This window comes from Desulfovibrio sp. JC022, from assembly GCF_010470665.1.
GTDB lineage: Bacteria > Desulfobacterota > Desulfovibrionia > Desulfovibrionales > Desulfovibrionaceae > Maridesulfovibrio.
Map to the genome: position 1 here is coordinate 216729 of NZ_VOPZ01000001.1, position 25473 is coordinate 242201.

A 25473-nucleotide genomic window follows, 5' to 3' on the forward strand; every position below is an offset into this window, starting at 1 on the left:
ACGAGTGGTGCCGAAGAGAAGACTCGAACTTCCACGGAGAAACCTCCACTAGACCCTGAACCTAGCGTGTCTACCAATTCCACCACTTCGGCACTCGGTAAGAGAGTGTCTATTGACTTCGGCTCGCTTTGGCAAGGACTTTTTTTGTTAAATAGTAAATAAGTTCTAAATAAGTAGAAAAAAGCCGTCTGGAGTCTTTTTCAGTGTACCATTAAATGCTTCAGGGGAAAGAAGTGTCAGTCAAATAGTAAGGGGTTTCTAATTGTGAAGCCTGTTTTCTCCTGATATATAAAGCCGAGCTCGAAATTTAATAAGGGGGAAAGCGCATGGACCCGTCCGCATTGGTTCCGGCCGCCATTGGTATTTCAGTTCATCCTATCTGGCCGGTTACTCTTTCAATTATCACCTTTTCCGTTCACCTGTTGCTCATGAATGCAGTCTTCGGGGGAGCAGCTATAGTTTTTGTTCATTCCCTTTCCGGGGGAACAGATGTTTCGCGAAATATCTCCGGTAAACTGCCGACCCTGCTGGCCTTGGCTATTAATGCCGGGGTGCCGCCGCTTTTGTTTTTGCAGGCGGTGTACGGGCAGTTCAGCTATGTCTCTTCCATTCTTATGGCTGTATTCTGGCTGGCGGTTATCGCGGCCCTGATCAGCGGTTACTACGGTCTGTATTTCCATAATTATCGATATGAAAAGTTAGGCGTTTCAGGACGCAGGCTGACCATGCTGGCTGTGCTGAGTATGATTGTCTACATCGGCTTCATGCTTTCCAATAAGATGACCCTGATGCTGCGCCCGGATGTCTGGCCCGAATATTTTTCCGATCCACACGGGTTCAATCTCAATCTGAGTGATCCGGTTCTTTATCCGCGGTTCATGCATTTTGCCATTTCCGCACTGGCTGTGGGCGGTCTTTTTGTGGCTCTTGTGGGTAAACGCAAGGGGTATCATGATTTTGTTAGCACAGGTATGAAATGGTTCTCCCGTTCGACAGTGATCAATGTGGGTATGGGGTTCTGGTTTCTGCTGGCTCTGCCCAAGGAAGTCATGCTCATATTTATGGGTGGGGACATGCTGGCTACCGCGCTATTCTGTGTGGGGCTGGTTGCCACCTTTGCCATGCTCCATGCCGGATTTACTAAGAATGTATACTTCGCCACTGCGGCAACTGTTTTTATTGTTCCGGTCATGGCGGTCATGCGCCATCTTGTGCGTCAGAAGTATCTGGAGCCGTACTTCACTCTCAATACCGCCCCTGTCTCCGGTCAATGGGACCCGTTTATTCTTTTTGTGGTTTCGTTTATCGCGGGTGGGGTCTGCATCGTCTACATGCTGAAACTCATGCTCAAGGCTGAAAGGAGTTAATGATGGAATATCCCATTTGGCATCTGACGACTTTCGGTGGCGGTTTCTGGATTGCTTTCATTGCGACCATACACGTTTTTGTGGCCCAGTTTGCCGTTGGCGGCGGGCTGTTTCTGGTGGTGACCGAGAAACTGGCTTACAAGACCGGTTCCAATGAGCTGCTTGATTATGTAAAAAAACATTCCAAATTTTTTCTGCTGCTGACCATGGTTTTCGGCGGCGGGACCGGGGTGGCCCTCTGGTTTACCATGGCTTTGCTCAGTCCGCAGGGGACCCTTGTGCTGGTCCGCGAATTTTTGTTCGCATGGGCTACAGAATGGGTTTGGTTCGTTGGCGAGATCATTGCCCTGCTTATCTACTATTACTATTGGGAGAAGATGAACCGCCGCGACCACCTGATCATCGGCTGGTTTTATTTTCTTTTCGCTTTTCTATCCCTGTTCACCATCAACGGGGTGATCTCTTTCATGCTCACCCCCGGAATCTGGCCTGAAACTCGTGATTTCTGGGATGCCATTTTCAATCCCACTTTCTGGCCTGCGCTGTTTTTCCGTACCGCTCTTTGCGGCATGCTGGCCGGGCTGTTCGGCTTTGTTACTGCGGCGCGGATCAAGGATCAGAGTCTGCGCTGTATGCTGGTCCGCTTCTGCGGAACATGGACCCTGACCGGGCTGGTTCTGACCATTTTCTCCGGGTATTGGTATCTCGCTAATATACCTGCGGAGCAGGCCATGCTGGTGGTCCATAAGTCGCACCGGGTGGCTTTCTTCATGCAAGTTTTTAAATACACCGCCCCGGTGATTCTCTTTGGCGGATTGTTTATGGCTATTTGCGCCCCGCGCAAGGTCAGTTTCAGTTCGGCTATGATTATGCTGGTTGTGGCCCTGCTTTTCTACGGATCGTTTGAATTCATGCGTGAGGCAGGCCGCAAACCTTACGTGGTCTGGGGCGAGGTTTATTCCACCAATATTACCGTGGAGCAGGCAAAAAAATTGAAAGGAAAATCCATCCTGCAAAACGCAAAATGGGTTCCGCAGGATCTGCGTGAGATCAACGGTGAGAATCGACTCAGAGCCGGGGAATGGCTCTACCAGATGCAGTGTGCTCCCTGCCACGCCGTTAACGGTCCCATGAATGACATTGTGCCCCGTACCTCAAAATATACTGTTGCCGGATTGGATGCCTTCATCTCCGGCATGGGCAAAGTTAGTAAGTATATGCCGGAATTTTTGGGCATAGCTGAAGAGCGTAAGGTTCTTGCTGAATATATACATTCCGTGGGGCCGGGCTATAATCCCGCCTTGCCGGAACCCGAAGAAGCAGAGCTGACCCCCGCGCCTTTTGAGGCTGATCAGGAATATGTGCTTATGGCTTGGCCGTTGGAAGGGCTGCGCTTAATTATTGATAAAGAGCGGACCATGTCCATTACGGACAAGGGCAGCATTGTCCGTGCGCAGCTCATCCTGCGCGGTGATTCTCCGGAAATTATCACTGACGATGTAAAGATTGTCTGCATTCCGCAGGGGATGGATCAGAGCTTTGAATTGAGCGTGGAAGACGGTTATTTCCAGTCTGCGCCTATTGATATTCTGCCTTACGCCAAGGACGCCTACCAGCCCCTGCCTCCGGTGGAAGTGCAGGCTCTTGATGCTGAAGGCAATGTTCTTGCCTCCACGACCATTGTGCTTCCTGTTTCCACCCGTCCGGGTTGCAATAACTGCCACGGTGGCGGCTGGGATATATCGGAGCAGGGCGGATTTTCAGCTCAGACCGCAGCGGATATAGCAGGTGTGCATGATCGGGAGAACAAGACAAACTTCAAACAACGGCTCAAGGATAGCGAGATCATAGATTGCATGGGCTGTCATGATGGCGAGATGCAACTCAACCTGTCCACGGCCCTGCACGGTTTCCATGCGGTTTATCTAGCTGGCAGGGAAAACGATGCCTGCATGATGTGCCATCCGCAGGAAAGTCTGCGCGGGGTGCATGTTGATGCCGGAATGGAGTGCGTGAATTGTCACGGTAGCATGGAGAACCATTCCCTTGCCTTGCTTAAAGGCGAGGAGCAGAAGCCTGCGGCTAAGCAGCTTATGAAGTTGATTGTCCCGGTTGATTACGATCTGGATGAAATCAACGCACGTCAGCCGTGGCAGCAGCAGCCCGATTGTCTGACCTGCCATGTTGAGTTTGCTGATCCTGATTCCGATTCAGCCTTCAATGAATGGACCGAAGATAAGGAAGGTTTGTTCCGTAATCGCAAGGACGAGATGGATGCGGTTATGTGCGCGGCCTGCCACAATGCGGCTCATGCCGTCTTCCCGGCAGCTGATGAGCGCGACAATCTGCGCCCGCTGCAATACATGGGAGAAGCACAGCCCATAGGGGCGGCCGGGACCTGCACGGTCTGCCATGAAGATGAAATGAGCGACCCGGCTCACCATCCCGGCATGGGGTTGGAAGAGTAGAACAAAAAAAGCCCGGTTCGAACAAGGTTCGAACCGGGCTTTTAAATTATCTTGAATTAACCTTTTCTGAGCAAAGGTCTTTCGTTCTGGGAAGCCCTGTTTACGGCGCGCATTACGTTATCGGAGTCGCCTGCGGGCACGGTGAAGGTGGACTGACGGCCCTGAATCTTCACGTGCTGGATGCGTACGGGATTGATGCGTGCGCGGCGGCAGATCATGTCTACCAGTTTGCGCGGGGTCATGCCGTGGGAGCGGCCTACACCTGCGGTGAAGCGTACGCGACCACGGGGTCCGTTTGAGTTGGGACCGCCGCATTCTTCAATTTTACGGTAGCTGCGTTTGTCGAGAACGCCACCCTGAGAATGCTTGAGCAGTGCGGCAACGGCTTCAACAGGGTCAACGCCTTCGAGAAGTTCGTGAGCAAGGTCGAGGTAGGAAAGATGTTTTCCTGCATCAACGATTTCGCTCAGTTCAGCGCCCATGCGGGATTTCTTGACATCAATAACCTGATCGATAGTCGGCAGGGGCTTTTTGTCTACGCGGAGCTTGGTTACTTTGGTGATGTAACGCAGCTTGCCGAATTCGCGGGGTGAAATCAGGGTTACTGCCACGCCTTTTTTACCAGCACGACCGGTACGGCCTACACGGTGAACAAAGCTCTGCGGGTCCTGCGGAAGGGCGAAGTTCACAACGTGGGAGAGGTCCGGCACGTCGATACCACGGGCAGCAACATCAGTAGCCACGAGGATTTTACAGCGGCGTTTACGGAAACGCATGAGAATATCTTCGCGGCGGGCCTGTGAAAGATCACCATGGATAGGTTCGGCAGGGTAACCGCGTTCGCCAAGGGCACCAGCTACACGGTCGGCATCTGCGCGGGTGCGGCAGAAAACCAGTCCGTAAAATTCGTTCTGTGCATCAACAACGCGGCAGAGAGCTTCAAAGCGGTCACGCTCATTAACTTCGTGAAAAAGGAGTTCGGTGAGCTGTGCTTCGTCTTTTTCGCGTTTAACTGCGATGACATCGTAATCACCCATGAATTTCTTGGCGATACGCATGACTTCAGGAGGCATGGTAGCGGAGAAGAGCAGGGTGCGGCGGTCTTCGCCGGCATTTTCCATGATCTCGGAAACTTCTTCGAGGAAGCCCATGTTGCACATTTCGTCAGCTTCATCGAGTACGAAGTTGTTGATCTGGGAAAGGTTGAGGGTCTTGCGGCGGATGTGATCCAGTACACGACCGGGGGTACCGACAACGATGTCCGCGCCGCGTTTGAGTGCTTTGAGCTGCGGAAGCATGGGCTGTCCGCCGTAGACTGTGGCAACGAAAATTTTGCGCTTGCCACGGAAAGACATGATTTCGTCCGCAACCTGAAGTGCAAGCTCGCGGGTCGGGGTCAGGATAATAGCCTGAACGTGTCCGGCACCTTCGCGGATATTTTCAATGATAGGCAGGCCGAAAGCAGCAGTCTTACCTGTTCCGGTCTGGGCCTGACCCACAATGTCTTTCTCGCCGGAAAGGAGCATGGGGATGGTCTTTTCCTGAATGGGAGTGGGAGCGGTAAAACCTTTCTTTTCAAGGGCTTCGATAGTGGCGTCGGAAAGGCCTAAATTTCTAAATTTTTCCATGATATTTTATCTCTCTAAATGCGGTAAATATAAAAGTTGTATTAAAAAGGGCAAAAAAACAGAGCAGCGCGTCCCAGTTCTCAGCTGGGCGCGTGTTTGATTCCCATTTCAGCTATTCCGGATTTATAAAATCTTTTCGTATATTCGTGATCGCTGGCAAAAGTACAGCAATGCAAAGCAGAGCGCGAAATTCGCGGTCTGTTCGGGATATTCCGGTCAGGCGGAAAAAGGGTGAAAAACAAAGCAATACCTGCCCCTTATATGCAGGGGAGGTTTGTAGCTACCGTAATAAATGTCCGGTATTTTTGGAGGGACCGTCCGGTTATCTCGATCTACTTAAGGAGGGGTAAAACTCATCAAGGGCAGATCGTACTTTCTCCTGAAACAGCAAGGCGAATTGCCTGCATCACTGGTCCCAATCTTCTAATTAGGTTTCAGGGGAATCGTCACATAAGGACGATGTACGAAACAGGTACACTGCCCTTGCAATTAAAAACTCGGGTCTCTCTGGACCCAAAACAACCGGATATGGACGGACGCGAGAAGCCTTAAGCACCGAATGGGTGTTGGGTCAAGGGTTTTCTTTACCCAGATAAGTATTCAAGCAATTCTGCGTCAGCTGCATTTTTCATATATCGAGCTTTATACGGCCCAATGTAATAAATGTTATCTATAAGATATTTTTCTTCTGCTTCCAATAGTTGACCTATTGTTAGGATGTTTGCTTCCTTGAGTTTTGATTTTTGCCAATCTGTCAAAAGTGGAAGCACATGAATAGATTTTTTGAGTATTTCTTTTAGAGAGTTTTGGTATTGTTTGTCATCTTGAATAACAGATTGAAGGTCTTTGATGCCATCGTATGAGCTATGATTATTGCCAAATTCTGGGCAATTTTTCATTTGGAGAGAATTAAAAAAGTCTTTTGAAGCTGAAGCCGGGTGTTTGTCTAGTGAGAGAATACATCCATATTTGACTTCATATCTAGCCCCTAACTTGCCTCGCGTGGCGCGTATGGTTGAATCTATTTTTCGTATTATTCCAGTGTACGAAAGAAGCCTTAAAGATTCTTTTACAGCTTCAGGAGCATCTTTTTGTATCCAAAAATTAATCGTAGATTTGCTTTTGTCGTCATCTTGGTTATGGCCGTTATAGCTTTCAATTGCTGGGATTACATTATTTTCTAAAAAATCACGGCCCCAGTCAATTAAGGGTTTGTGTCCTTTGAACTTATCACCAAGCTCAGAATGCTCAGCCCATACTTGCGCTCTGTAAAATGTCTTTAACACCTTGTCGATGTTTGACTTGTTATATTTGTCAATATCTTGCAGTGTTTTCAGAAGCATACGAGGAGTTCCCCCACACGATAATGCAAGGGTATTGAATAGTTCTATATTTCCGTTAATTGCTTCCTTCGTCTTGGTGTCTGCTTGTTTGTCAACAATTTCATAAAAATAGCTTAAGTAATCGGAGTCCTTCATGTTTCTTTCGAGCTTCATGAGGGTGCAATCATGGGTTGGTTCAAAAGAGTCACCAAAGTATGTGACCCCAGGATAAATTGCAGCATTACATGTTATATATGGTGATCTTAGGTCTTTGTAAAAGTTGAAGAACTGGCGTTGTTGTTCTGGTCTAAAGACATGGGCTGCTTCGTCGAAAAAGAAATATACTCGTTCTAAGGAATGGATTTCACATAGGGTTTCAATTGCATCTTTCACGTCCTCTATGTCTGGTAAAGAACTGATGTCTATTTTTGCTTTTTCTTTATATGAAATTTCATATTTTTTTACTATTTGTCTAAGAGTTTCTTCAACTGTTTCTTGAGAATCTGTATTGTCATTACTCAAGAGACTTGCTGCATAATCAGATACAGTAAGACCTTTTTTTCTTAGTTTGTTAAGCAGTAGTTTGAGTGTCTTTGCTAACATCCAATGATAAAATTGTAGGGGGTCGTTTGTATCAACTAGTGAGCTGATATTGAACGTTACAAAAACAGTAATTAGTTTGGTTTCAGATTGTTCAAGCTCTAGTTCAGCCATTCTCATAAGGAATGATTTTCCTGTTCCACGCGAACCTTCAATTATGCATGGTTCAAGAGATTTTAGTGCTGACATTATTTTTTTGTCATTAGAGTTTATTACGGAAAGTTCCAATAATTCAGCAGGTTTTATGCTTTCAGTTCTTAAATGGTATTCAGACATTATTAATCTCCGCTTTAAATATCTTTTGGGCCACCAAATTCTTCGCGAATTGGACCGACAAATGATAGTTCACTATGAATGAAGTCTATAGTATCCAGTTCGTGTTCTGGTAATGACTTTAAGTATCTACAACAAAGAGCGAATAGAATTACTTCTGATACTTCTTCAAGCAGTATAAAATATTTTTCGAAAGATGATTTTTCGTAGTTTATTGTAAAGTTTTCTGCAGTCCATGTTTCACTGTTGCCATGAACATACTCTGATAACTGTCGATAAACTTCTTTGGCTTTGAATCTGTAGTCTTTCATCTTTGGTGAAAGTTTTTTAAAAAAAGCTGTAGCCATTCTAGAAGAAAGCACGCCGTTGTCTGGGTCAATTAGTTTTGACCAGACAATATCACCGCTTTTAGTCCCATTTTTCCATTCAGCATGTTCTAGTTTATTAACAGAAAAATATACAGTCCCAAGGGCTAGCTCAAAGCTGAGCCGGAGTGCAGCAAAAGCTTGACGGTACATTCCAAAAGCTAGGTTGATTGATGAATGTTCAAGTTGAGAGGATACCATGTTCAACATTTCCCTTTCGTCTTGATCTGAAAGATGAGTCGAAAACTCGTTTATCATAGAAGCGATATGGTGAACTCTGCTGAAATAGTCTGTTTTTTCAATTGATTTATGAAAATTGATTTGCAGATTGGAGTTAACTTTATTTAAATATTCTTCGATATCCATAATGGTTATGCTATGTTGAAGTTTGTGTTCGGGGTAATGTATACATCTAGTTCTATTGTTATGCAATGAATAGTTGTTTTTTTGAGTTACAAAAATAAGCCGCGACTCCCATCGCGGCTTTCCAATTTCCTCCAATTCCCCAAACCCTACAAAATCAATTGCTGATTAGCCTTAAATGATCCGGGATTCTTGATCAGCGATATCATGTGCTGAAAAGCAGGACTCTGCATTTCGTCACTGTCCATGAAGTAGGTGTGTCCTTTGAGGTCCAGCTTGTTGTTGAAGCTGTCGCAATTGGCGGCGATTACCTTTTTCTTCAATACTTCATCCCATTCTTCCGGTCCGGTGTGGCCCATGCGCCTGCTGAATACCAAATTTTTTACGTTGGCAGCTTTGCTGGCGGGCATGGCAATATCGTCGTTGGCGTAATAGCAAACGATGTTTCGGGACGCGCTGCAAATGTAGTGGCCTTCTTCGCCCTTGCCGAGGCATTCATTGGGGATGTCGGAGGCCATGAGGAAGGTGTTGGTGAACAGGAAAGGCACATCGGCCCTTGCTATGTTTTTCGCAAAAAAGGGAAGTGATTTCAGCATAACACGTCCGCCCATGGAGTGGGCCATTATGTGTATTCGTTTGCGGCACGGATCTTCCCGGTTAACCATCTGCCATTCCATGAGTTTGCCTATGGCACGGGCAAAGAATTTTCCGCTGAATTCCGCGGACTCCTGATCATCCCAGTAATCTTTTAATACTCCGAAATCATTATCGCAGGGCCAGACCAGAGGCAGCACTTTTACTTTGCTGCATCCCGCTTCATTGAGTTGTTTCTGCATGCGGGCTGTGTTTGGAAAAATATCCTCCCATGGCTGGTTGTTGAAGCCGTGAATGTAGATGAGGAATTCATCGTAACCATGCTCGTCTTTAAGTTCTTTGAACATGGCTCCGCTCTTGAGCAACTCAATGCTGCGGTCTGGACCGGTCTTGCAGAAGGACAGGTCCGGGGAGCAGAGGTTACTCTTTTTAAATTTTTTGTTTTCATCTGATCCGCTTAATACCCTGTTGGTAATGAAATAAATGTTGCTTAAATCAGTCATCCTATCCCCCTTAAAGATTATTTGGATAAGAATATAGATGATGGGTGGTTTTTTGTAAACAGGGTTTTGATTTTATGTCTAGTTGTTTTGTCCGTATTAAATGTAATTCCTCTGTGGATACAAAAAAAGCCGCAACTCCCGTCGCGGCTTTTCCATTTTTCAATCCTGCCGGAAATCCCGGTCCCAATATTTACCCGCAGGTAGTATACCCGCAAGCCTTGCAAATTTTGCAACCGCCTTCGGGGACGTATGCTTTTTGGCTGCATTCGGGACAGCGGTCTCCAAGCCCTTTGGAGACGATGGTCTGATCATCCATATCCAGGGAGATGTATTGGCGCAGGATGCGCGAGATGATCGCAGCCGCGTCAATGATGTTGTAGCTGGAGCGGTCCAGCTGGGTGAGGATGCGGTCAATGGGCATTCCCACGCGCAGCAGCATGCTGGTTAAGCGGGTGATGGTTTCCCAGAGAGAGTATTTTTCCTGAAAAACCTGTTCATTGTAGAACCCGTCTCCGGTCATCCCGGCTTCCTTGGGAAGTTTGACGAATATTTCAATGGGGTTGCCGGAATCATCCAGAGATACGATGATGTACATCTTGGAACCTTTCCACATAACCCGGTGCCGTTCGGCCCTTTCTATGTCGCCGAGTTCCCTTTCGATCAGGGTTGGATTCTGGCCCAGCATGGTCGGATCGGCTTCTTTGGTTTCTTCTTTTTTACTCAATACACCTTTTTTGCAACCGTTGCGGAAGACCGTTACTCCCTTGAGTCCCTGTTTCCAAGATTCAAGGTAGATCTCGAAGATGGTTTCCTTGGGGGTCTCCTCGGAGAGGTTGATGGTCGAAGAAATGGAACTGTCGGTGTACTGCTGGATTGCGGACTGCATGCGGATGCGGTCCATGTAGTCCAGTTCATCGGCCTGCACGTAATTCAGTTTTTCTTTGAGCTGCTGGGCGGTGTATTTTCCGAACAGGTGTTCCTGATTGGTTTCAAGCATCCATTTCAGCGGGGGCATGTGAATAAACTCAAAAACCTTTCCGGCTTCAAGTCTTGTTTCACGGGCGTAGCTGAACAGGAATGCCGGTTCGATTCCTGAAGTGCAGTTGTCGGACATGATGGAAATGGAACCGGAAGGGCCGACAGTGTTAAAGGCTGTGTGGCGCAGGCCGGTTTTGAGTATTTTCTTGCGCAGCTTCTTGGGCAGATCAAGGTTGCTGATGTATGGGCATTCCAGAAAGCGGCTGCGCGCTTCCTTATCTTTCAAGGCTTCAACTTCACCGAATCGCTCGGCAATATCCGCACTGACAGATATCTCAGTGATGGCTTTGTCGCGCATGATTTCTTTGATGAAATCAATGGATTCGTCGCTTCCGTAACGCATGCCCAGCATGGCGAGCATATCGCCCAGTCCTGTGAATTCTATGCCGATGCGTTTACCGTATTTATCAGCATCGCGGTGCTTCTGAAGCGGGTGCTTGTTCTGGTTGAGATCAGACATGGTGTCCATGAAAGACATTGTCCGGGTCAGGTCGTCATGGAAAAGATCGGTGTCGAAACGTGCTTCCTTGGTGTACGGGTTAACCACGTACCGGTACAAAACCATGGCTCCGAGCAAACAGTTGCTCCAGTAGCCGAGTGCCTGCTCGCCGCAGGGATTGGTGGACATGGGCTTGAGACGCAGGGGATCTATGTATGTGCCGGGGGTGTTGCGCTGGGTGGTGTCCTGATAAAGGATTCCCGGATCACCGGATTTCCATGCGGATTCACTGACTTCTTCAAGCAGGTCGCGAGCTTTGACGGTGTCGTATTCTTTAAGCGGAAGTTTCAGTTCCTGCCAGCGGCTGTAATCACCGTCCCAGAGTTCGTTGTAAACGGATTTTACCGGATCGAATATGTCCGATGTTTCGTTGCGTTTTCTGGAAAGGGAAAAGGTCAGGGTTTCGTCGGCAAGGCGAGTGTTCTCATCGTTGACCGGAAGATCCGGTTGTACTTTGACCAGCTGCTTTTTGGGGTCTGTGCCGATGACTTTGTAGATAATTTCAGCCTCAAGACGGTCCCCGACCTGCGGATCAAGGGCCTTGTATACTTCCGGCAGCAGTTGCAGGGTGGATTCATCGCAAATCTTACCGCTGATTTTAAATCTGTCGGGGAAAATAAAAGTCCAGTCCTTATCTTCTTCAACAGCCCGCATGAAGTCATCGGTAACTTTAAGGCTGATGTTGGCACCGAAAACGTCCTGAATTTTACCTGTCAGGGAATCAACTCCGAAAATTTCTTCAGGCTTGCTCTTGCACCAGATGAAACGGCGGGTTTCCGGGTGGCGGATGTCCAGAGAGATCATCAGCGCGCCGCGTCTGCCGTTCTGCCCGATGGTATTGGTCAGCTCACTGAAAAGGGGCATGAAACTTACAGCCCCGGAAGAAGTCACCGCAGCGTTGTTTACCGGATCACCGGAAGGGCGCAGGATGGTGATGTCGATGCCGCTGCCGCCTCTATAGGAATATGTGCGGGCCAGTTTTTTCTGGGCTTCGAAAATTCCTTCAAGGGAATCAGATTCAATCTTGGCCAGATAGCAGTTGCTCAGCGAACATTTCGCATGTTCATTGCCAAGGCCGGAAAGTATGGAACCGGCAGGAATGAAACGCCCGGATTGGAGCATTTCGCAAACCTGTTCATTTTCCTGATTTTCGAAACGGGAATGTTTTAAAAATTCACGGCAGAGTCTGTTTTTAACGTCAGTAAATGAGTGTTCCTGAAGACGTCCTTTGCGGTCGCGTATCTGGTATTTCTTGGAACTGACGGTTTCCTGAAAACGGGTGTGTTCTTCAAGAGCCATTTTCGCTGATTCGCGGGTGATTACAGATTGTTCGGTCATTATGATGAATATCCTATAAAGGGCTTTTTTTGGGCCCTGAGGTCAAAATTAGCTGCTTTTAAAAGCAAGGGCGCATGAGTATTCTTGGATGCTGTGAAATTTACAAAGCAAACCATAGTCTTGAGGCGAATGAAAATTCATAAACGAAAAACATTTGCCGGCAACAATAATCCCATAGTGGGGATAGAATTTTGATTTGTGGTGCAGGAGGCCCAGAAGGCATAACCTGTTTTTTGAAGCCGGAGAGCATGCCTGAAAAGGAGCGTCCGGGAGGTGGTAATTTTCTGCATACAGCAGATAGCTTCAGGCCGGGGTGCTGGCTTTTCCTGTTCCTTAAAAGGACAGGAATCACAGCGGCAGAACCGCCCCGCATTTTAAACGGGTTCCCTTATTTTCAAAAAATCCTGAAGTGAAAAACAACGAGCAAAAGTTTAACAAAACTTCATCTGCGGTCAATAATTTTTAGCTGTTTTTCAGCAGAAAGATCCTTAGCCCAATGGGCAGTAGGGCTGACTTGTTGTCAGGGCCAAGAACACAAAAAAGCCGCAACATTTGTTGCGGCTTTTTCTGAAATATGGTGCCGAAGAGAAGACTCGAACTTCCACGGAGAAACCTCCACTAGACCCTGAACCTAGCGTGTCTACCAATTCCACCACTTCGGCACGGCGAAGAATTGTTTATAAATATCGTGTGTAAATTGCAAGCTTTTTTTTAATTAATTTTGATTTTTTTGAAAATAATTAAAATTTCGAACTGCTCAAAAAAGTATTGCCCGTAATCTCATCCCTTGTACGGGGCGGGATTACGGGCATATCCGGGTAGGTATATCCATCGCTCCGGGGCCGGATAAGCCCAGGACCGATACTGACTAGATTTACTTCCTGAAATCTATAGGTACGTAATTTCTGGGAGTTTCGCCAGTGTAAATCTGGCGCGGGCGATTAATTCTTGCTGCCGGGTTGGTGTAATCTTCGTACCAGTGGGCAATCCAACCGGGCATGCGCCCGATGGCGAACATTACCGGGAACATGGTTACCGGGATTCCCAGTGCGCGCAGAATGATGCCGGAATAGAAGTCCACGTTGGGGTAGAGTTTTCGCTCGGTAAAGTATTCATCGGAAAGAGCGCGTTCTTCCAGCTTCATGGCGATATCCAGCAGTTCATCACTGAAGCCGTGCTGCAAGAGGTCGTGGGTGGCTTTTTTGAGAATTTTTGCGCGCGGGTCAAAGCTTTTGTAAATGCGGTGCCCGAAGCCCATGAGTCGGCACTCTTTCTTTTTGACCTTCTCAATGTACTCATCGATGGTATAGTCGCCGTTCTGGATGGTTTCGAGCATGTCGATGACTGCGGCATTAGCTCCGCCATGCAACCGGCCCCAGAGAGCGCAGATGCCGGATGACACGGAGGCGAAAATGTTCGCCTGAGTGGAGCCGACCATCCTTACAGTGGAGGTGGAGCAGTTCTGCTCGTGGTCCGCGTGGAGCTGGAAGATGAGCGAGAGTGCTTTTACAGCTTCAATGGGCGGATCATACTGTTTGTAGGGGATTGAGAACATCATATGCAGGAAGTTGTGGCAGTAGCTCAGCTCCGGGTCCGGGTATACAAAGGGACGCCCTATGGATTTGCGGTAGGAAAATGCCGCAATGGTGCGCACTTTGGAGATGATTTTGCCCACAGCAAGGAAAAATTCGGACTTGTCGTTGATGTCGTAAAGGTCCGGGTTATGGCTTCCCAGCGCGTTGATTACCGCGGAAAGGATTGCCATCGGCTGGTTGCGGTGGGCAGGGAAACCTTCGAAGTGGTGACGCAGGTCCTCGTGAATAAGTTCCTCGGCGGTGAGCAGGGCGGAGAAGCGGGTCAGGTCTTCCTTAAGGGGCAGTTCACCGAAGATGAGCAGCCATGCTGTTTCAATAAACTTACCGTGTTTGGCAAGATCTTCAATGGGATAACCGCGATAGCGCAGGATTCCTTTTTCGCCATCCACAAAGGTGATGTTGCTGGTGCAGGAGCCGGTATTGCCGTAGCCGGGATCGTAGGTGATGAGGCCGCTCTGCGCTCGGAGTTTAGTGATGTCTACGCCTGTTTCGCCTTCTGTTCCATGGATTACAGGCAGTTCGTATTCTTTGCCGTCATACTTCAAGATCGCGATGTCTTTATCACTCATGTTCTTAACCTCCGGTTAATTGTCTGTGCGCGCTGTATCATGTCTCTGTTTTCGGGCAATAAACCACAGCACTCAAAGGCAAAGCATGCGCACTGGCTTTCCAGTTTTGCGCAGACCTGCTTGATGCCGGGTCTTGCGGTCCGGGTGCAAGGTCTGATGCCTTGCGGAGTTCCGGATATTTAGCGGGCAGAAATGTGATTTCTTTCGGACTGGGCAGGGCTTTAGAACCTGCTGCTCCAGTGTAAATGGTTTTACGGCGACTTGTGGGGAAACAGCGGATGCTTTTTCCCGATGTTGAGAAAGTATTTACTCAAAAACAGCTGAAAAGTCCAGTGGTGGCGGCTGTATAATCTTTCTATAAAGGACGTGCTGTCCGTATAATGTTCAGTAATGATGCGGTTTTTCTGATATGTGGTTACTCATCCAACCGATACTGAACCGAATATTTGCGCATGCGGTTATGAATGGTTCCCCGGCTGACCCCGAGGACTTTTGCCGCTTTACTTTTATTGCCTCCGGCCTGTTTGAGAGCATTAATGAGAGCCTGTTTTTCATCCGGCTCTATAGTAGGAAGTATTGGCTCCGGGCAGGGAGTTATATTGCCGGATTCCATTATCTGAGGTGGCAGGTGTTCGGGCATGATCGGGCCGTTGTCTTTAACCACTGCGGCGTATTCCAGTGCGCTTTTTAGCTCCCGCACGTTTCCGGGCCATTCATAGCTCATCATTTTACGCATGGTTTCCGGGGCCGGGCCTTCTCCTTCATGGATATGATCGTTCAGGTGGATAAAGTGATCAACAAGTAGAGGCAGATCTTCCTTGCGTTCTCGCAAAGGCGGCAGGTGAACCGGAATTACATTGATGCGGAAGAAGAAATCTTCGCGAAATTGTTTGTCTTGCACCAGTTGGCGCAGGTCCTGATTGGTGGCGGTAATCAGTCTTGCATCCATGGACAGGTTGATATTCTCACCCACCCGTTCAAAGGAACGGGTTTCCAGTACCCGCAGAAGTTTAACCTGAATGGGCAACGGCACATCGCCGATTTCATCAAGAAAAATGGAACCGCCCGCAGCTTCTTCGAAGCGGCCCTGTCGATGGCGGTAGGCCCCTGTGAAGGCCCCCTTTATGTGCCCGAAAAGTTCACTTTCCAGCAGGGATTCATTGAGCGCGGCGCAATTGAGCTGCACAAACGGCTTATCATTGCGCAGACTCATTTTATGAATGGCCTGTGCAGCCAGTTCTTTACCCGTTCCGGATTCTCCGTAAATGATGACCGGTGCATCTGAGCGGGCGGCTTTGCGCAGCAGGGTATAGACCTTCTGCATGGCCGGGGAATTACCCACAAATCCACAAAATCCGTTTTCTTCATGTTGCAGCTTCCGGGAAAGTTCGCGGATCTTGAGTTCCTTGCGGTCCAACTCACTGATATCAGTGACAGTCTCTACTGCGCCAAGGATGTTGCCTTCTTCGTCCTTTAGCAGGGAAGCGTTTTTCAGCACATGCAGGTAATTTCCGCTTTTACTGATGATGTGACAGTTCTTGCGGCTTTCTTTTTTCTTTTCAAACAATCCGCACCAATGTCCGTCGGCCTGTTCTCGTACAATGCGACATGCATCGCAGCCCAGTACAGAGCATGGCTTGTTGAGCAAATCATCTTTGGAAAATCCGGTCATGCGAAGCAGAGCATCATTGACCATCATAATTGTTCCGTTTGGGCGGACGATGATCAGTCCGTCATTCATCGTATCGATTACTTCCCGCAGATAAAGATTAATGTCCTGTTCGGTCATGAATTTGCTCAGTGTCTAAAAAGTGTTCAATTTTTCCGGTTTATGTTTAAATTTGTACATGTGTTTAGACATATGTTCAAGTAGAGACTGTCTGTAGAGGGAAAAACAGAGCAGAATTCAATGGGAGATTAGCCATGGATTCAGTAAATGTGGTAATTAATAAAAGGATAGTAAAAATAGGTACGGATTCTGCTTTGCCTTAGGCAACCTGTTTCATGATGAAGCTGAAAATATGGCAGTTCATAAAGGAATTAATATGACAGACAAGAAGAATGGAATTTCCCGAAGGAATTTTTTAAAGGGGCTGGGTGTGGCAAGCGGTGCCATGCTCCTGCCTGCCCGTGAGGTTGCAGCGGCAGCAGGCAAGAGTGATGAAGAACTTTGTACCCTGCTGGATCTTTCCAAGTGCATCGCATGCGGCGAGTGCGTCTCAGCCTGCCGCGAAGTAAACGAACCCAAGTTTCCCAAGCCCAAGAAGCCTTACCCTGAAATGTATCCCACTTCACGGGTCAAGGTCGAAGACTGGTCGGACCGGCAGGAAGTAGATGACCGCCTCACTCCCTACAACTGGCTTTACATCCAGAGTACGGAGGTGGAATATCAGGGCGAGACCCACGAAGTTAATATCCCACGCCGTTGCCTGCATTGCCGCAATGCTCCTTGCGCCAACCTCTGCCCGTGGGGTGCGGCCGGAAAACAGAAAAACGGTATTGTGCGCATTAATGATGATGTCTGTCTTGGCGGGGCCAAGTGCCGTACGGTCTGCCCGTGGCATATTCCCCAGCGTCAGACCGGGGTGGGGCTGTATCTGCGGCTCATGCCCAATTTGGCCGGGAATGGAGTCATGTACAAATGTGATCGCTGTTACAACCGCATTGACGAAGGTAAGCTCCCGGCCTGCATCGAAGCCTGCCCGGAGAATGTGCAGACTATTGGTCCGCGCAGTGAGATTCTCAAGAAGGCTCATGAATTGGCGGAAAAGAACAATTGGTTCATCTACGGTGAGGAAGAAAACGGTGGAACCAACACTGTCTATCTTTCCCCGGTTCCTTTCGAATTGCTCAACAAAGCAGTGGAAAAGGGACCCGGTAAGCCCGGACTTTCTCCGGTGGAGGATTCTATGGCCGATGAAGAAAAGCTGGCTTATGCAGTCGGCATCGCTCCTTTTGCCGGGATCGCAGCCGGAGTCATCAAGGCCGGAAAGTTCCTTGCATCCGCAGCAGGAGGAAAGGACAATGACTAGCCCCCTGTTTGCGCGTCTTTTCAAGTGGACTATTTTCATAATGGCCCTGACCGGAGCGGCCCAGATGCCCATTTTCAAGCGTTATTACATCGCGGATATCCCGGGGCTGGGCTGGCTGGCGGATTTCTACCTGACCAATAAGATTCATTACATTTTCGGGGCCGTGCTCATGTTCATGGCTCTGTACCTGCTGATTATGTTCATTCTGGCCGGGAAGAAGTATTTCAGGCTATCTTCTTCCGGTCTGCTGCGTGTTGTTCTTTATGGGGCAGTGATCGGCACCGGAGCTTTGCGGGTGATCAAAAATCTGCATTCGGTAACCTTTGATCCTTTTACGGTCATGCTTATCGACTGGACCCATCTGGGATTTGCAATGCTGTTGGGCGTGGCTGCCATGTATGCTTTTTTTCGGGGGCGCAAGCCTTATCTGGAAAAGGGAGTGGGGATGCGATTGTAAAAGAGGAAAGTTTCCGGTTGAAGAATAAATATGAAGAACCCCGGCAGGATTGTGTGTCCTGCCGGGGTCTATTTTGATTAAACAATGATTTAAATTTAGTTATCTGTTGCGCATCTTGTTTCGCATGGCTGCGAGATACAGAGCATATTTTCTTGCTTCTGCCTTGGTTCTGACTCCCAGATCGCTTAAAGCGTCAGGGTTGTCCCAGCAAAGATTTACCGGAAAGTAACCGTTGGATTTAAGGTAGTCGGAAATAAGTTCATGATAAGCGGGTGGTACATAGCCATCATATACAAAACTATCAGCATTGGAGATGCTGAGTATTGTATCCAGATAATCTTGCCACCATTGGCTGGAAAAGAGTGCTCGGACTGTCACATCTATCTTAGATGGATTTAAACCTTGCGCTATGAATTTCTGAAATTCCGGGTCGCAGGGTTGTTTTTCAGTGCCAATATCCAAGATAAGCCTGTCGCCTGAAATAATTTTGTGTTCATGGAACAAGGCATTGCGAATAGTGGTTTTGCCCGCTCCCGGATTCTGCATAAGCATAAATGCATACGGCTTTTTTTTCTTGATATGATAGACATGACGAGGAATTGGGTCGCCTATTTGCGGTGTACTTTCACCTAAATATTTGTAGGCATAGCGTGATAGAATTCTATTGATTGTTCTTTGGGTCGGGAAGAGTCGTGTATCAATGCTTCGTTTTACCTTTACCCACTCAGAATCGTCACCCGAAGCAATCCCTATTTCTAGTACAAGCGTTCCTTTAGAAGAAAGTAGTTCTGCAAGCATATGTATTAAATTTTCTTGATCGTCTGCATAATGCAGTGCAGAGGAGCAAAGTATTACATCCCATTTTTTTCTAGTGAGAGGTCATTCCAGCTTTGTACTGAAAAATCACAACCGGGAAAGTTTCTCTTCGCGCTGTTGATAGCCTGCTCATTAATATCAATACCGAGAACTTTCCTTGCTCCGTCAAACAAAGCGTAACCGCAAAAGAAACCTTCATTGCAGCCTACATCAAGAAATGTTCTAGCTGTAAGAGGAGGGATTTTTAATTGTGCAAGCTTGCTGAGTGAATCTGAAGCTCCCGGTTGGTAGGGAAATGTCTGATAACCCGTCATTTTTTCTCCAAAAATAATTCTTAAACATCAGGTAGAGATATTGATATCAAAAGTATATTTATATTAAGAAAGATAATGATGGCGTGATTATCACAAAAATATGTAGCTATCTAGTGTTAATTGTATAGGTAGAGCGCGTAAGTATGCTTTTAAGGCGTGCGGTGGTATAATATAACCGCACACATCGCGGCAATGTTATCCGGCTGAGAAGAAGTTCCCTGATGATAAATTGAGTTGAATGAAAAAGAAACGGGCCGCGCATCTGCGCGGCCCTATAAGAGTTGTCTAACAGACTGTCTCGTTTTATGGGCCTGAAAGAAATAACCTACGCAGGCCTCGCAGCAATTTTATCGCGCACCCGTTTCGGGAGTACCGAGATGAAGTTTTCTTTCCCAACTTTTCGGGCGTCCTGTTCAGGCAGTTCATCAAGCAGGGTGTAGTATTTTCTGATATTGAAACCGTAGTTCTCGTATTTACCCACGGCGTCAGAGCCGATCATGAACCGATCCGGAAAGGCTTTGATCAGTTTCAACCAACAATCTTTCACATCATATTGTGGCTTACCGGAGGTGATATTCTCCTCATAGACGAGCCATGAAATATCTATCCAGAGGTTATCGTAGCGGACCATCATTTCCCCGAGCAGGTCGGTATATTTTACGGGGTCAACGTTCAGGTAACGACTCAGCCCGGCATGAGCCCAGACGATGCGGGTGTCAGGATGTTTAGCCAGTGCATCTTCCACTTCATAAATATAAAGTGGGTTGTCCAGTTTGACCCTTGAGGTGCAGTTGTTGTGCAGTGATACGGGCAGGTCTTTTTCCGCAGCCAGATCGTAAACAGGGTCTAAGGCGACATGGTTGGCCCGTGCTGTCTCGCCGTAAGTCAGGTTCGTAAGGTCATCGCGATGACCGAAAATTTCACCGATTCCTTCCCAGAGGTCTCCGTACTCATCAATCATGCGCTTGATGTGGTCTACTGCGTATTTATCCGTGGGGTTGAAGGCGCAGATGTAAGGGTGGAAGCGGTAGCGTTCATTTTCAGGTAATTTCAGAACAGCGCGGGCTACAAGGAAATCCGTGGCTGAATACCAATAGGCTCGGGAATTGTCTTCCATGTAATACTTCGGGGCTACAGGTTCATCTTTATCCCATTTCTTGACCAGCGGCATACCGGAAAACATTATGTGTTCCACGCCGTTAACGTTCATAGCCTTAATTAATTCAGCGGTTCCTTTGGTTTGTTGCAGGAAGTCCACATAATGGAAATGGGCATCTGCCACTGTGTATTTGGGAGGCCCGGACATAAACCATCCGGCTTTTTGGGAAACTTTTGGTTTCTTCTGTTTAGTGCAGCCGCTTAAGGTAAAGATTCCCTGTGCGGAAACAGCTACAGCCCCGGCGGAAGTCAGTTTGAGGAATTTTCTACGATCCATATAATTTGCCTCCTGTTTGGAATCTTAAATTCGTATATACATGAAGAAAATAAAAAACGCCCAATCTCTGAAGACGGGGCGTTTTTTGCTAGCTCTTATCCGGGTACTTATCCGAACAAAGCTCCCCGCCTGCTCCCCAGTTTTCCTTTTTCACCTCATCGAGAACAACATAGATTGATTCCACACTGCATCCGGTGATTCTGGCCATTTCTTTTGAGAAGACTTCAACAAGTTCTCTTTTCTGCTCAATAGTTCGACCTTCAAACATTTCAACTTTTATTATGGGCATTTCTTTCTCAATTTTAATAAAGTTAATATTTATCGAAAACTATCTTTTAACCGGCAAAGCCATCCCCTGCCTGCATCCTTTTCCATCCACTCCACTTCTCCGATACGCATGTACAGGTGGTCCAGAAAGAAAGGGATGAAACCATTTTTTATCAGCTTGGGGATGTCGGCTGGCATTTCATCAAAATAGAAGCTGAACTCGTGCATGGCGAAATTTTCGTTCTGCTCGAATTCAGCTGAATTGCGTAATGCGGTGAGTAATCCCTTTCTTGTCATGGGACTGAAATCCAGACGTCCCATACGGTCGAGGATGTTGTTATCTGTTTCGATACTGTCGGAATCAAAGATGAAGGTCAGCACTAAGTGACTGCCCTCGCCGTCCTCAAATTTTCCGATATTGAGCAGACCTTCACGAATGAAGCTGCCCTTGCCGAAGCGGTAGCGGAATGGAGCAAAACCAATCACATTTTCGCGGCATTTCTGCCTGATGATGTGTTCTTTGTCCTTATTCATAACCCCTCCGGCAAGATTCTAATATTTTATCCCAACCCGACTCCCGGCTTCATTTCCTGTCCGCTGAGGTCAGTTTCATAGCCGCCAAGTTTGTTAATTGCGGTTTTGACTTTATCAGATTTTATGAGTTCTAGCAGGGTTTTTATCCTGCTGTCATCCATGTGTTTCTGGGGGATGACCAGATCGTATCTTTCGTGGGCCAACGGTATAAAATCGAGGTCCAGTGCCTTGGCAGCAGCAAAGATGCCCAGACCGCAATCCGCGGCCCCGGTGAGCACGTTGGCGGCCACTGCCATGTGAGTGAATTCTTCGCGGTCATAACCTAGGATATCCGTTGGTTTCAGTCCTGCTTTTTTCATGTGGTAGTCAAAAAGTATTCTGGTCCCGGCTCCGCGCTGGCGGTTGATGAAGTTTACTCTCAGACCACCCAAAGATTCAATTCCCTCAATCTCTTTCGGATTTCCCTTGGGAACGATGAACCCTTGATGGCGGATAGCTAGGTTGATTACCGTCACTTCCATTCCGGGCAGGTATCTTTCAATGAATGGGAAGTTGAAATCATTGGTTTCCGGGTCAAAGAGGTGCGCCCCGGCAAATAGGGCCATGTCGTTTTTAAGTGCAGTCAGGCCGCCCATGGACCCGGCATGGGTCGAAACGAGGCGCAGCGGATTGTCACCGCCCATGAGCATATCGGCCAGCATATCGATGGTGTTGTCATGGCTGCCCACATGCATGAGGACCTTGTCCAGCTCTGCTCGGCTGGAGAAAAGTTCCACGTCCACGCTGGTGTTCAGTTCCACTCCTTCACTTTCCGCTGGCACACGGGTGAATCCTTGCGCTTTGGTCAGGGTCGTGATCATGCCAGCCCCGCGTGAAAGGGGCACACCGATGTATTCACCGCCAACTTGGCCTACTGCTAGGCGGACAATTTCTTCCTGTCCGGGTTTGGATGGGGTGCGCCGGGCAAGGCGGACCTGCACTTTGTCTCGTTGCGATTCATGTTTTCCGGCCAGCCATGAAATTATCGGGGTCAGCACATCTTCAAAGCAGACCACCGCGCTGACCGGATAACCCGGTGCGCCCACCAGCAGCTTGTTTTGAGCCGTACCCAGCACTGTGGGTTTGCCGGGCATGACCGCGATACCGTGGACCAGCAGCTGTCCCAGTTTTTCAAAAACAATGCGTGTGAAATCCTTACTGCCAGCCGAGGACCCGGCGCCGACCACCACTATGTGCGATGTCTTAAGTGCTTCTTCGACTGCGGCAGTGAGTTTTTCCTCGCGGTCTTTAACCGGATCAGTATAAGTGAATTCCACATCCAGTCCGGCGGCTAAGGATTTGAAAACCTGAGAGTTGGACTCGATAACCTCACCCGGTCTGGGGGTGGGACGGTCCGCAAAGGGTAAAACCTCGTCCCCGGTGGGAATGAAGGTCATGCGGATTTTTTCGTAAACTTTGAGTTCGTAAATCCCGGCGGAGAGCAGCGCACCCATGTCGAAAGCAGAAATGGTATGTTTGCGCGGAAGCAGCATTTCAGTGGCAACAATATCTTCACCGATGCGGCGCACATGCTGCCACGGGAAGGCCGGAGCTTCGATGTAAATGTTGTCGCCTTCATCCACCACATGTTCAATCATGATGATGGCATCCATTCCGTCCGGCAGGGGATTTCCGGTATTGACTGCAATGCAGCCTTCGTCTTTTTTCAGCAGCAGCGGCTGGCCTTCACGAGCGGTGAAAGTTGTGTCGCTTTTTACGGCATAACCGTCCATGGCTGCGGAATGATAAGTGGGGGATGAGCAGCGTGCGATAACAGCTTCGGCGGTCACCCGCCCAAGTGCTTCATGGACCGGGATGGTTTCGGTCTGGACCAGAGTTTCGCGGTCAAGGGCAGCCATGGCTGTTTTTACGGCTTCGGGAACGGGGATGGTTTTCAGGTAGATATTGCGGTCACTCACGACTTCTTTCCTTATTGAATGGCCTCCGGCGGCTCTCCGAGGGCCCTTTCAGGGGGACCAAAGGGACTAAGCCCCTTTGGAATCCCTATTAGTTGGCAGTTGTTTAATGCAAGTATGTCTTTTTATATTAAATCTTCCAGATACTTACCGTGTTTCCGGCGTAAAAACCTTCGGTGTCGGCGGGGATGATCATCAACCCGTCAGCCTGAATCATGGTCTTGAGCAGGCCGGATTTACCGTAAATGGGTTTGGCTAGTGGCAATTGGCCTTCACGGCTGGTCAGTTTCATGCGCACGTAATCTTCGCGGCCCGGTTTGGATACAGTGTTGCGGCCCAGTTCAGCCTGAACGAGGGTTCGTTCTGTGTCTGAGAATGCATCCTTCTGGCCCATGAGTTGGCGGATAAAAGGTACAACCAGCGAAAGCATGACCACCTGCACCGAGGTTACCTGACCGGGGAGTCCCAGCACTGGCTTGCTTCCGGCGCGCCCGAGGATGGTCGGCTTTCCGGGGCTGATTGCCACCCCGTGGGCGAGGATCTCGGAATCGTCCATTGATTCAATGGCCTGCACGGTCAGATCGCGCATGCCTACCGAACTGCCGCCTGATAGGAGTACTAGATCGTTCTCGGCAATAGCCTGTGCAAGTGTTGATTCCAGTTTGTCCAGTTCATCGCGTACAATGCCGTAATTAACAGCCCTTGCGCCCGCATCGTTTACAAGGCAGCGCAGGGTGTGGGAGTTCACATCACGGATAGTTCCGACTTTTTGCGGAGAGTCGATTTCAACCAGTTCATCCCCGGTGGAGATAATGCCCACACGCGGTTTGCGATGGATGGCGACTTTCTTTATGCCCAGCGCGGCCAGCAGTCCTACATCTTGAAAGCGGACCTTATGTCCGGCTTTAAAAACAGTGTCATTCTTGGCAACATCCTCACCCTTGAGCATGGTGTGCTCGCCGGGAGCAGAAGATTTGCGGATCTCAATGGTCCCGGAGCCAAGTTCCTGTGTGTGCTCAACCATAACCACGGCATCGGCTCCGTCCGGCAGGGTTCCTCCGGTGGGGATGGCCGCACATTCGCCGGGCAGGAGTTCAAAGTCAGGATTTTCATCTACTTTGAGAGTAGCGGAGCATTCCAGATAGGTCGGGTTGCCCTCAGTTGCGCCGAAGGCGTCACGGGCATTGACCGCGTAGCCGTCCATACAGGAACGGTTAGCCGGGGGCAGGTCTTCCGGTGAAACGATATCCTCACCAAGCACCAGCCCGCAGGCATCAGAAATGGAAACCTTTTCAGTTTCCACCGCTGCAAAAGAATTCAGCAGGGCTTCAAATTCAACCCTGCTGATAATTTCAAAAAATTCATGATTATTCAATGGATGTCTCCGACGGCCCTGCCGGGGGCCTTCTTTAATTCTTAATCTTAATCTCAATATCTCCGGGAACGTAGCCTTTAAGCTGCTTGAGCATGGCGGTGATCCCGGCTGAAAGCATGTCGGCCACAAAGGGGTTGAAACCCAGTTCGGCCCCGTTGCAGGTAACTTCCATCTGGGTTTTCATGGCCTGACATCCGGAAACACGGGCTTTGCCAGCTACGATGTCAGCCACAAAATCCATACAGAATTCGCGTCCGCAGGCCCCGCAGTTGAGACCCGGCAGGATAAATCCTTTATCCATGACCAGATCAGCCAGCTCTTCCAGAAGTTCATCAGAGGGCGGGGTGTCCGGTGAACAGGCCGGAATTTGTTTCAGGGCCAGTTCGGGGTAAAATTCTTTGTCGTCGTTGTCTTCGCGAACCATGATCACCCGAGGCAGCCAGCCGATTTTGTTGCCGCCTTCCATGACTATGACATCTGCATCCATGAGCGGGACAAGGTCCTGTACTGTGCGTTCCTGCTTCCAGGAAACAAAGGATTCGCTGGGAGAGTATGCCGCCACACAGGATGCTATTTTTTTGTACTCTTCGGTGTCCACGCCTTCGGCCCCGTCAAAGCCATGGTGGGAATGCTTGAGCACTCCGACTTTGTAGCCTTTTTCAGTGAGCTTTTTGACCAGAGCAAGGCCCATAGTGGTCTTACCTGTTTTCTTTTTTCCAACAATGGCAATAGCTTTCATGTGAATTTTCTCCGTATAAATACAGCC

The 25473-nt window shown here is 48.5% G+C and carries 19 protein-coding genes, 2 tRNA genes and 1 riboswitch; of the genes, 4 read left to right on the forward strand and 17 right to left on the reverse strand.

What is annotated here, in order from left to right; all coding sequences use genetic code 11:
- Window positions 1-5: 5 nt before the first annotated feature.
- Window positions 6-92: transfer RNA gene (locus FMS18_RS00895), tRNA-Leu, on the reverse strand.
- A gap of 234 nt (window positions 93-326) precedes the next feature.
- Between FMS18_RS00895 and FMS18_RS00900 the strand changes: the two genes are divergently transcribed.
- Together FMS18_RS00900 and FMS18_RS00905 are read left to right on the forward strand one after the other, a co-directional pair.
- Window positions 327-1367 (forward strand): hypothetical protein, encoded by a 1041-nt coding sequence (locus FMS18_RS00900; RefSeq protein WP_163291857.1) that lies wholly within the window; start codon window positions 327-329, stop codon window positions 1365-1367.
- Between the two features lie 2 nt (window positions 1368-1369).
- Window positions 1370-3835 carry a cytochrome ubiquinol oxidase subunit I gene (locus FMS18_RS00905; RefSeq protein WP_163291858.1) on the forward strand — a complete coding sequence of 822 codons (2466 nt, stop codon included), beginning with the start codon at window positions 1370-1372 and terminating at the stop codon, window positions 3833-3835.
- Window positions 3836-3891: 56 nt separating this feature from the next.
- Here FMS18_RS00905 and FMS18_RS00910 read toward each other — a convergent pair whose 3' ends face one another.
- The 8 genes from FMS18_RS00910 to FMS18_RS00945 all read right to left on the reverse strand — a co-directional run bounded on the left by FMS18_RS00910 (window position 3892) and on the right by FMS18_RS00945 (window position 16311).
- Window positions 3892-5463: a DEAD/DEAH box helicase gene (locus tag FMS18_RS00910; protein ID WP_163291859.1), complete on the reverse strand. Its 1572-nt coding sequence runs from the start codon at window positions 5461-5463 to the stop codon at window positions 3892-3894.
- Window positions 5464-6047: 584 nt separating this feature from the next.
- On the reverse strand, window positions 6048-7661 hold the full coding sequence (locus FMS18_RS00915) for a hypothetical protein (RefSeq protein WP_203544477.1): 1614 nt from the start codon (window positions 7659-7661) through the stop codon (window positions 6048-6050).
- 14 nt (window positions 7662-7675) lie between these two features.
- Complete coding sequence (locus tag FMS18_RS00920) at window positions 7676-8389, reverse strand: hypothetical protein (RefSeq protein ID WP_163291860.1); 714 nt, start codon at window positions 8387-8389, stop codon at window positions 7676-7678.
- 146 nt (window positions 8390-8535) lie between these two features.
- Window positions 8536-9483, reverse strand: a complete 948-nt coding sequence (locus tag FMS18_RS00925; RefSeq protein WP_163291861.1) for an alpha/beta hydrolase — start codon at window positions 9481-9483, stop codon at window positions 8536-8538.
- Between the two features lie 190 nt (window positions 9484-9673).
- On the reverse strand, window positions 9674-12358 hold the full coding sequence (locus tag FMS18_RS00930; RefSeq protein WP_163291862.1) for a ribonucleoside-diphosphate reductase: 2685 nt from the start codon (window positions 12356-12358) through the stop codon (window positions 9674-9676).
- Window positions 12359-12646: 288 nt separating this feature from the next.
- Window positions 12647-12781, reverse strand: a riboswitch (cobalamin riboswitch).
- A 152-nt stretch (window positions 12782-12933) separates the two neighbouring features.
- Window positions 12934-13020, reverse strand: a tRNA-Leu gene (locus FMS18_RS00935).
- A gap of 212 nt (window positions 13021-13232) precedes the next feature.
- Complete coding sequence (locus FMS18_RS00940) at window positions 13233-14522, reverse strand: citrate synthase (RefSeq protein WP_163291863.1); 1290 nt, start codon at window positions 14520-14522, stop codon at window positions 13233-13235.
- Window positions 14523-14937: 415 nt separating this feature from the next.
- Window positions 14938-16311 (reverse strand): sigma-54-dependent Fis family transcriptional regulator, encoded by a 1374-nt coding sequence (locus tag FMS18_RS00945; RefSeq protein WP_163291864.1) that lies wholly within the window; start codon window positions 16309-16311, stop codon window positions 14938-14940.
- Between the two features lie 256 nt (window positions 16312-16567).
- On the opposite strand from FMS18_RS00945, the gene FMS18_RS00950 reads away from it, so the two are divergent.
- The gene (locus FMS18_RS00950) at window positions 16568-17554 is read left to right on the forward strand and encodes a 4Fe-4S dicluster domain-containing protein (RefSeq protein WP_163291865.1); all 987 of its coding nucleotides are present in this window, start codon (window positions 16568-16570) and stop codon (window positions 17552-17554) included.
- On the forward strand, window positions 17547-18011 hold the full coding sequence (locus FMS18_RS00955) for an iron-sulfur cluster-binding protein (RefSeq protein WP_163291866.1): 465 nt from the start codon (window positions 17547-17549) through the stop codon (window positions 18009-18011). The genes FMS18_RS00950 and FMS18_RS00955 overlap by 8 nt, the downstream gene beginning before the upstream one ends.
- A gap of 99 nt (window positions 18012-18110) precedes the next feature.
- Here the strand turns inward: FMS18_RS00955 and FMS18_RS00960 are convergent, their stop codons facing one another.
- The 8 genes from FMS18_RS00960 to FMS18_RS00990 all read right to left on the reverse strand — a co-directional run bounded on the left by FMS18_RS00960 (window position 18111) and on the right by FMS18_RS00990 (window position 25446).
- Window positions 18111-18809, reverse strand: coding sequence for a hypothetical protein (locus tag FMS18_RS00960; protein ID WP_239060908.1), 699 nt, complete (start codon window positions 18807-18809; stop codon window positions 18111-18113).
- 53 nt (window positions 18810-18862) lie between these two features.
- On the reverse strand, window positions 18863-19141 hold the full coding sequence (locus tag FMS18_RS20610; protein WP_239060909.1) for a methyltransferase domain-containing protein: 279 nt from the start codon (window positions 19139-19141) through the stop codon (window positions 18863-18865).
- Between the two features lie 325 nt (window positions 19142-19466).
- The gene (locus FMS18_RS00965) at window positions 19467-20576 is read right to left on the reverse strand and encodes an amidohydrolase family protein (protein WP_163291867.1); all 1110 of its coding nucleotides are present in this window, start codon (window positions 20574-20576) and stop codon (window positions 19467-19469) included.
- An 88-nt stretch (window positions 20577-20664) separates the two neighbouring features.
- Window positions 20665-20865, reverse strand: coding sequence for a 2-hydroxymuconate tautomerase (locus tag FMS18_RS00970; protein ID WP_163291868.1), 201 nt, complete (start codon window positions 20863-20865; stop codon window positions 20665-20667).
- Between the two features lie 29 nt (window positions 20866-20894).
- Window positions 20895-21377: a hypothetical protein gene (locus tag FMS18_RS00975; RefSeq protein WP_163291869.1), complete on the reverse strand. Its 483-nt coding sequence runs from the start codon at window positions 21375-21377 to the stop codon at window positions 20895-20897.
- 26 nt (window positions 21378-21403) lie between these two features.
- Complete coding sequence (locus FMS18_RS00980; protein WP_163291870.1) at window positions 21404-23335, reverse strand: molybdopterin biosynthesis protein; 1932 nt, start codon at window positions 23333-23335, stop codon at window positions 21404-21406.
- 127 nt (window positions 23336-23462) lie between these two features.
- Window positions 23463-24707, reverse strand: coding sequence for a gephyrin-like molybdotransferase Glp (gene glp / locus FMS18_RS00985; protein ID WP_163291871.1), 1245 nt, complete (start codon window positions 24705-24707; stop codon window positions 23463-23465).
- Window positions 24708-24741: 34 nt separating this feature from the next.
- Window positions 24742-25446, reverse strand: coding sequence for a molybdopterin-guanine dinucleotide biosynthesis protein MobB (locus FMS18_RS00990; protein WP_163291872.1), 705 nt, complete (start codon window positions 25444-25446; stop codon window positions 24742-24744).
- Window positions 25447-25473 lie beyond the last annotated feature (27 nt).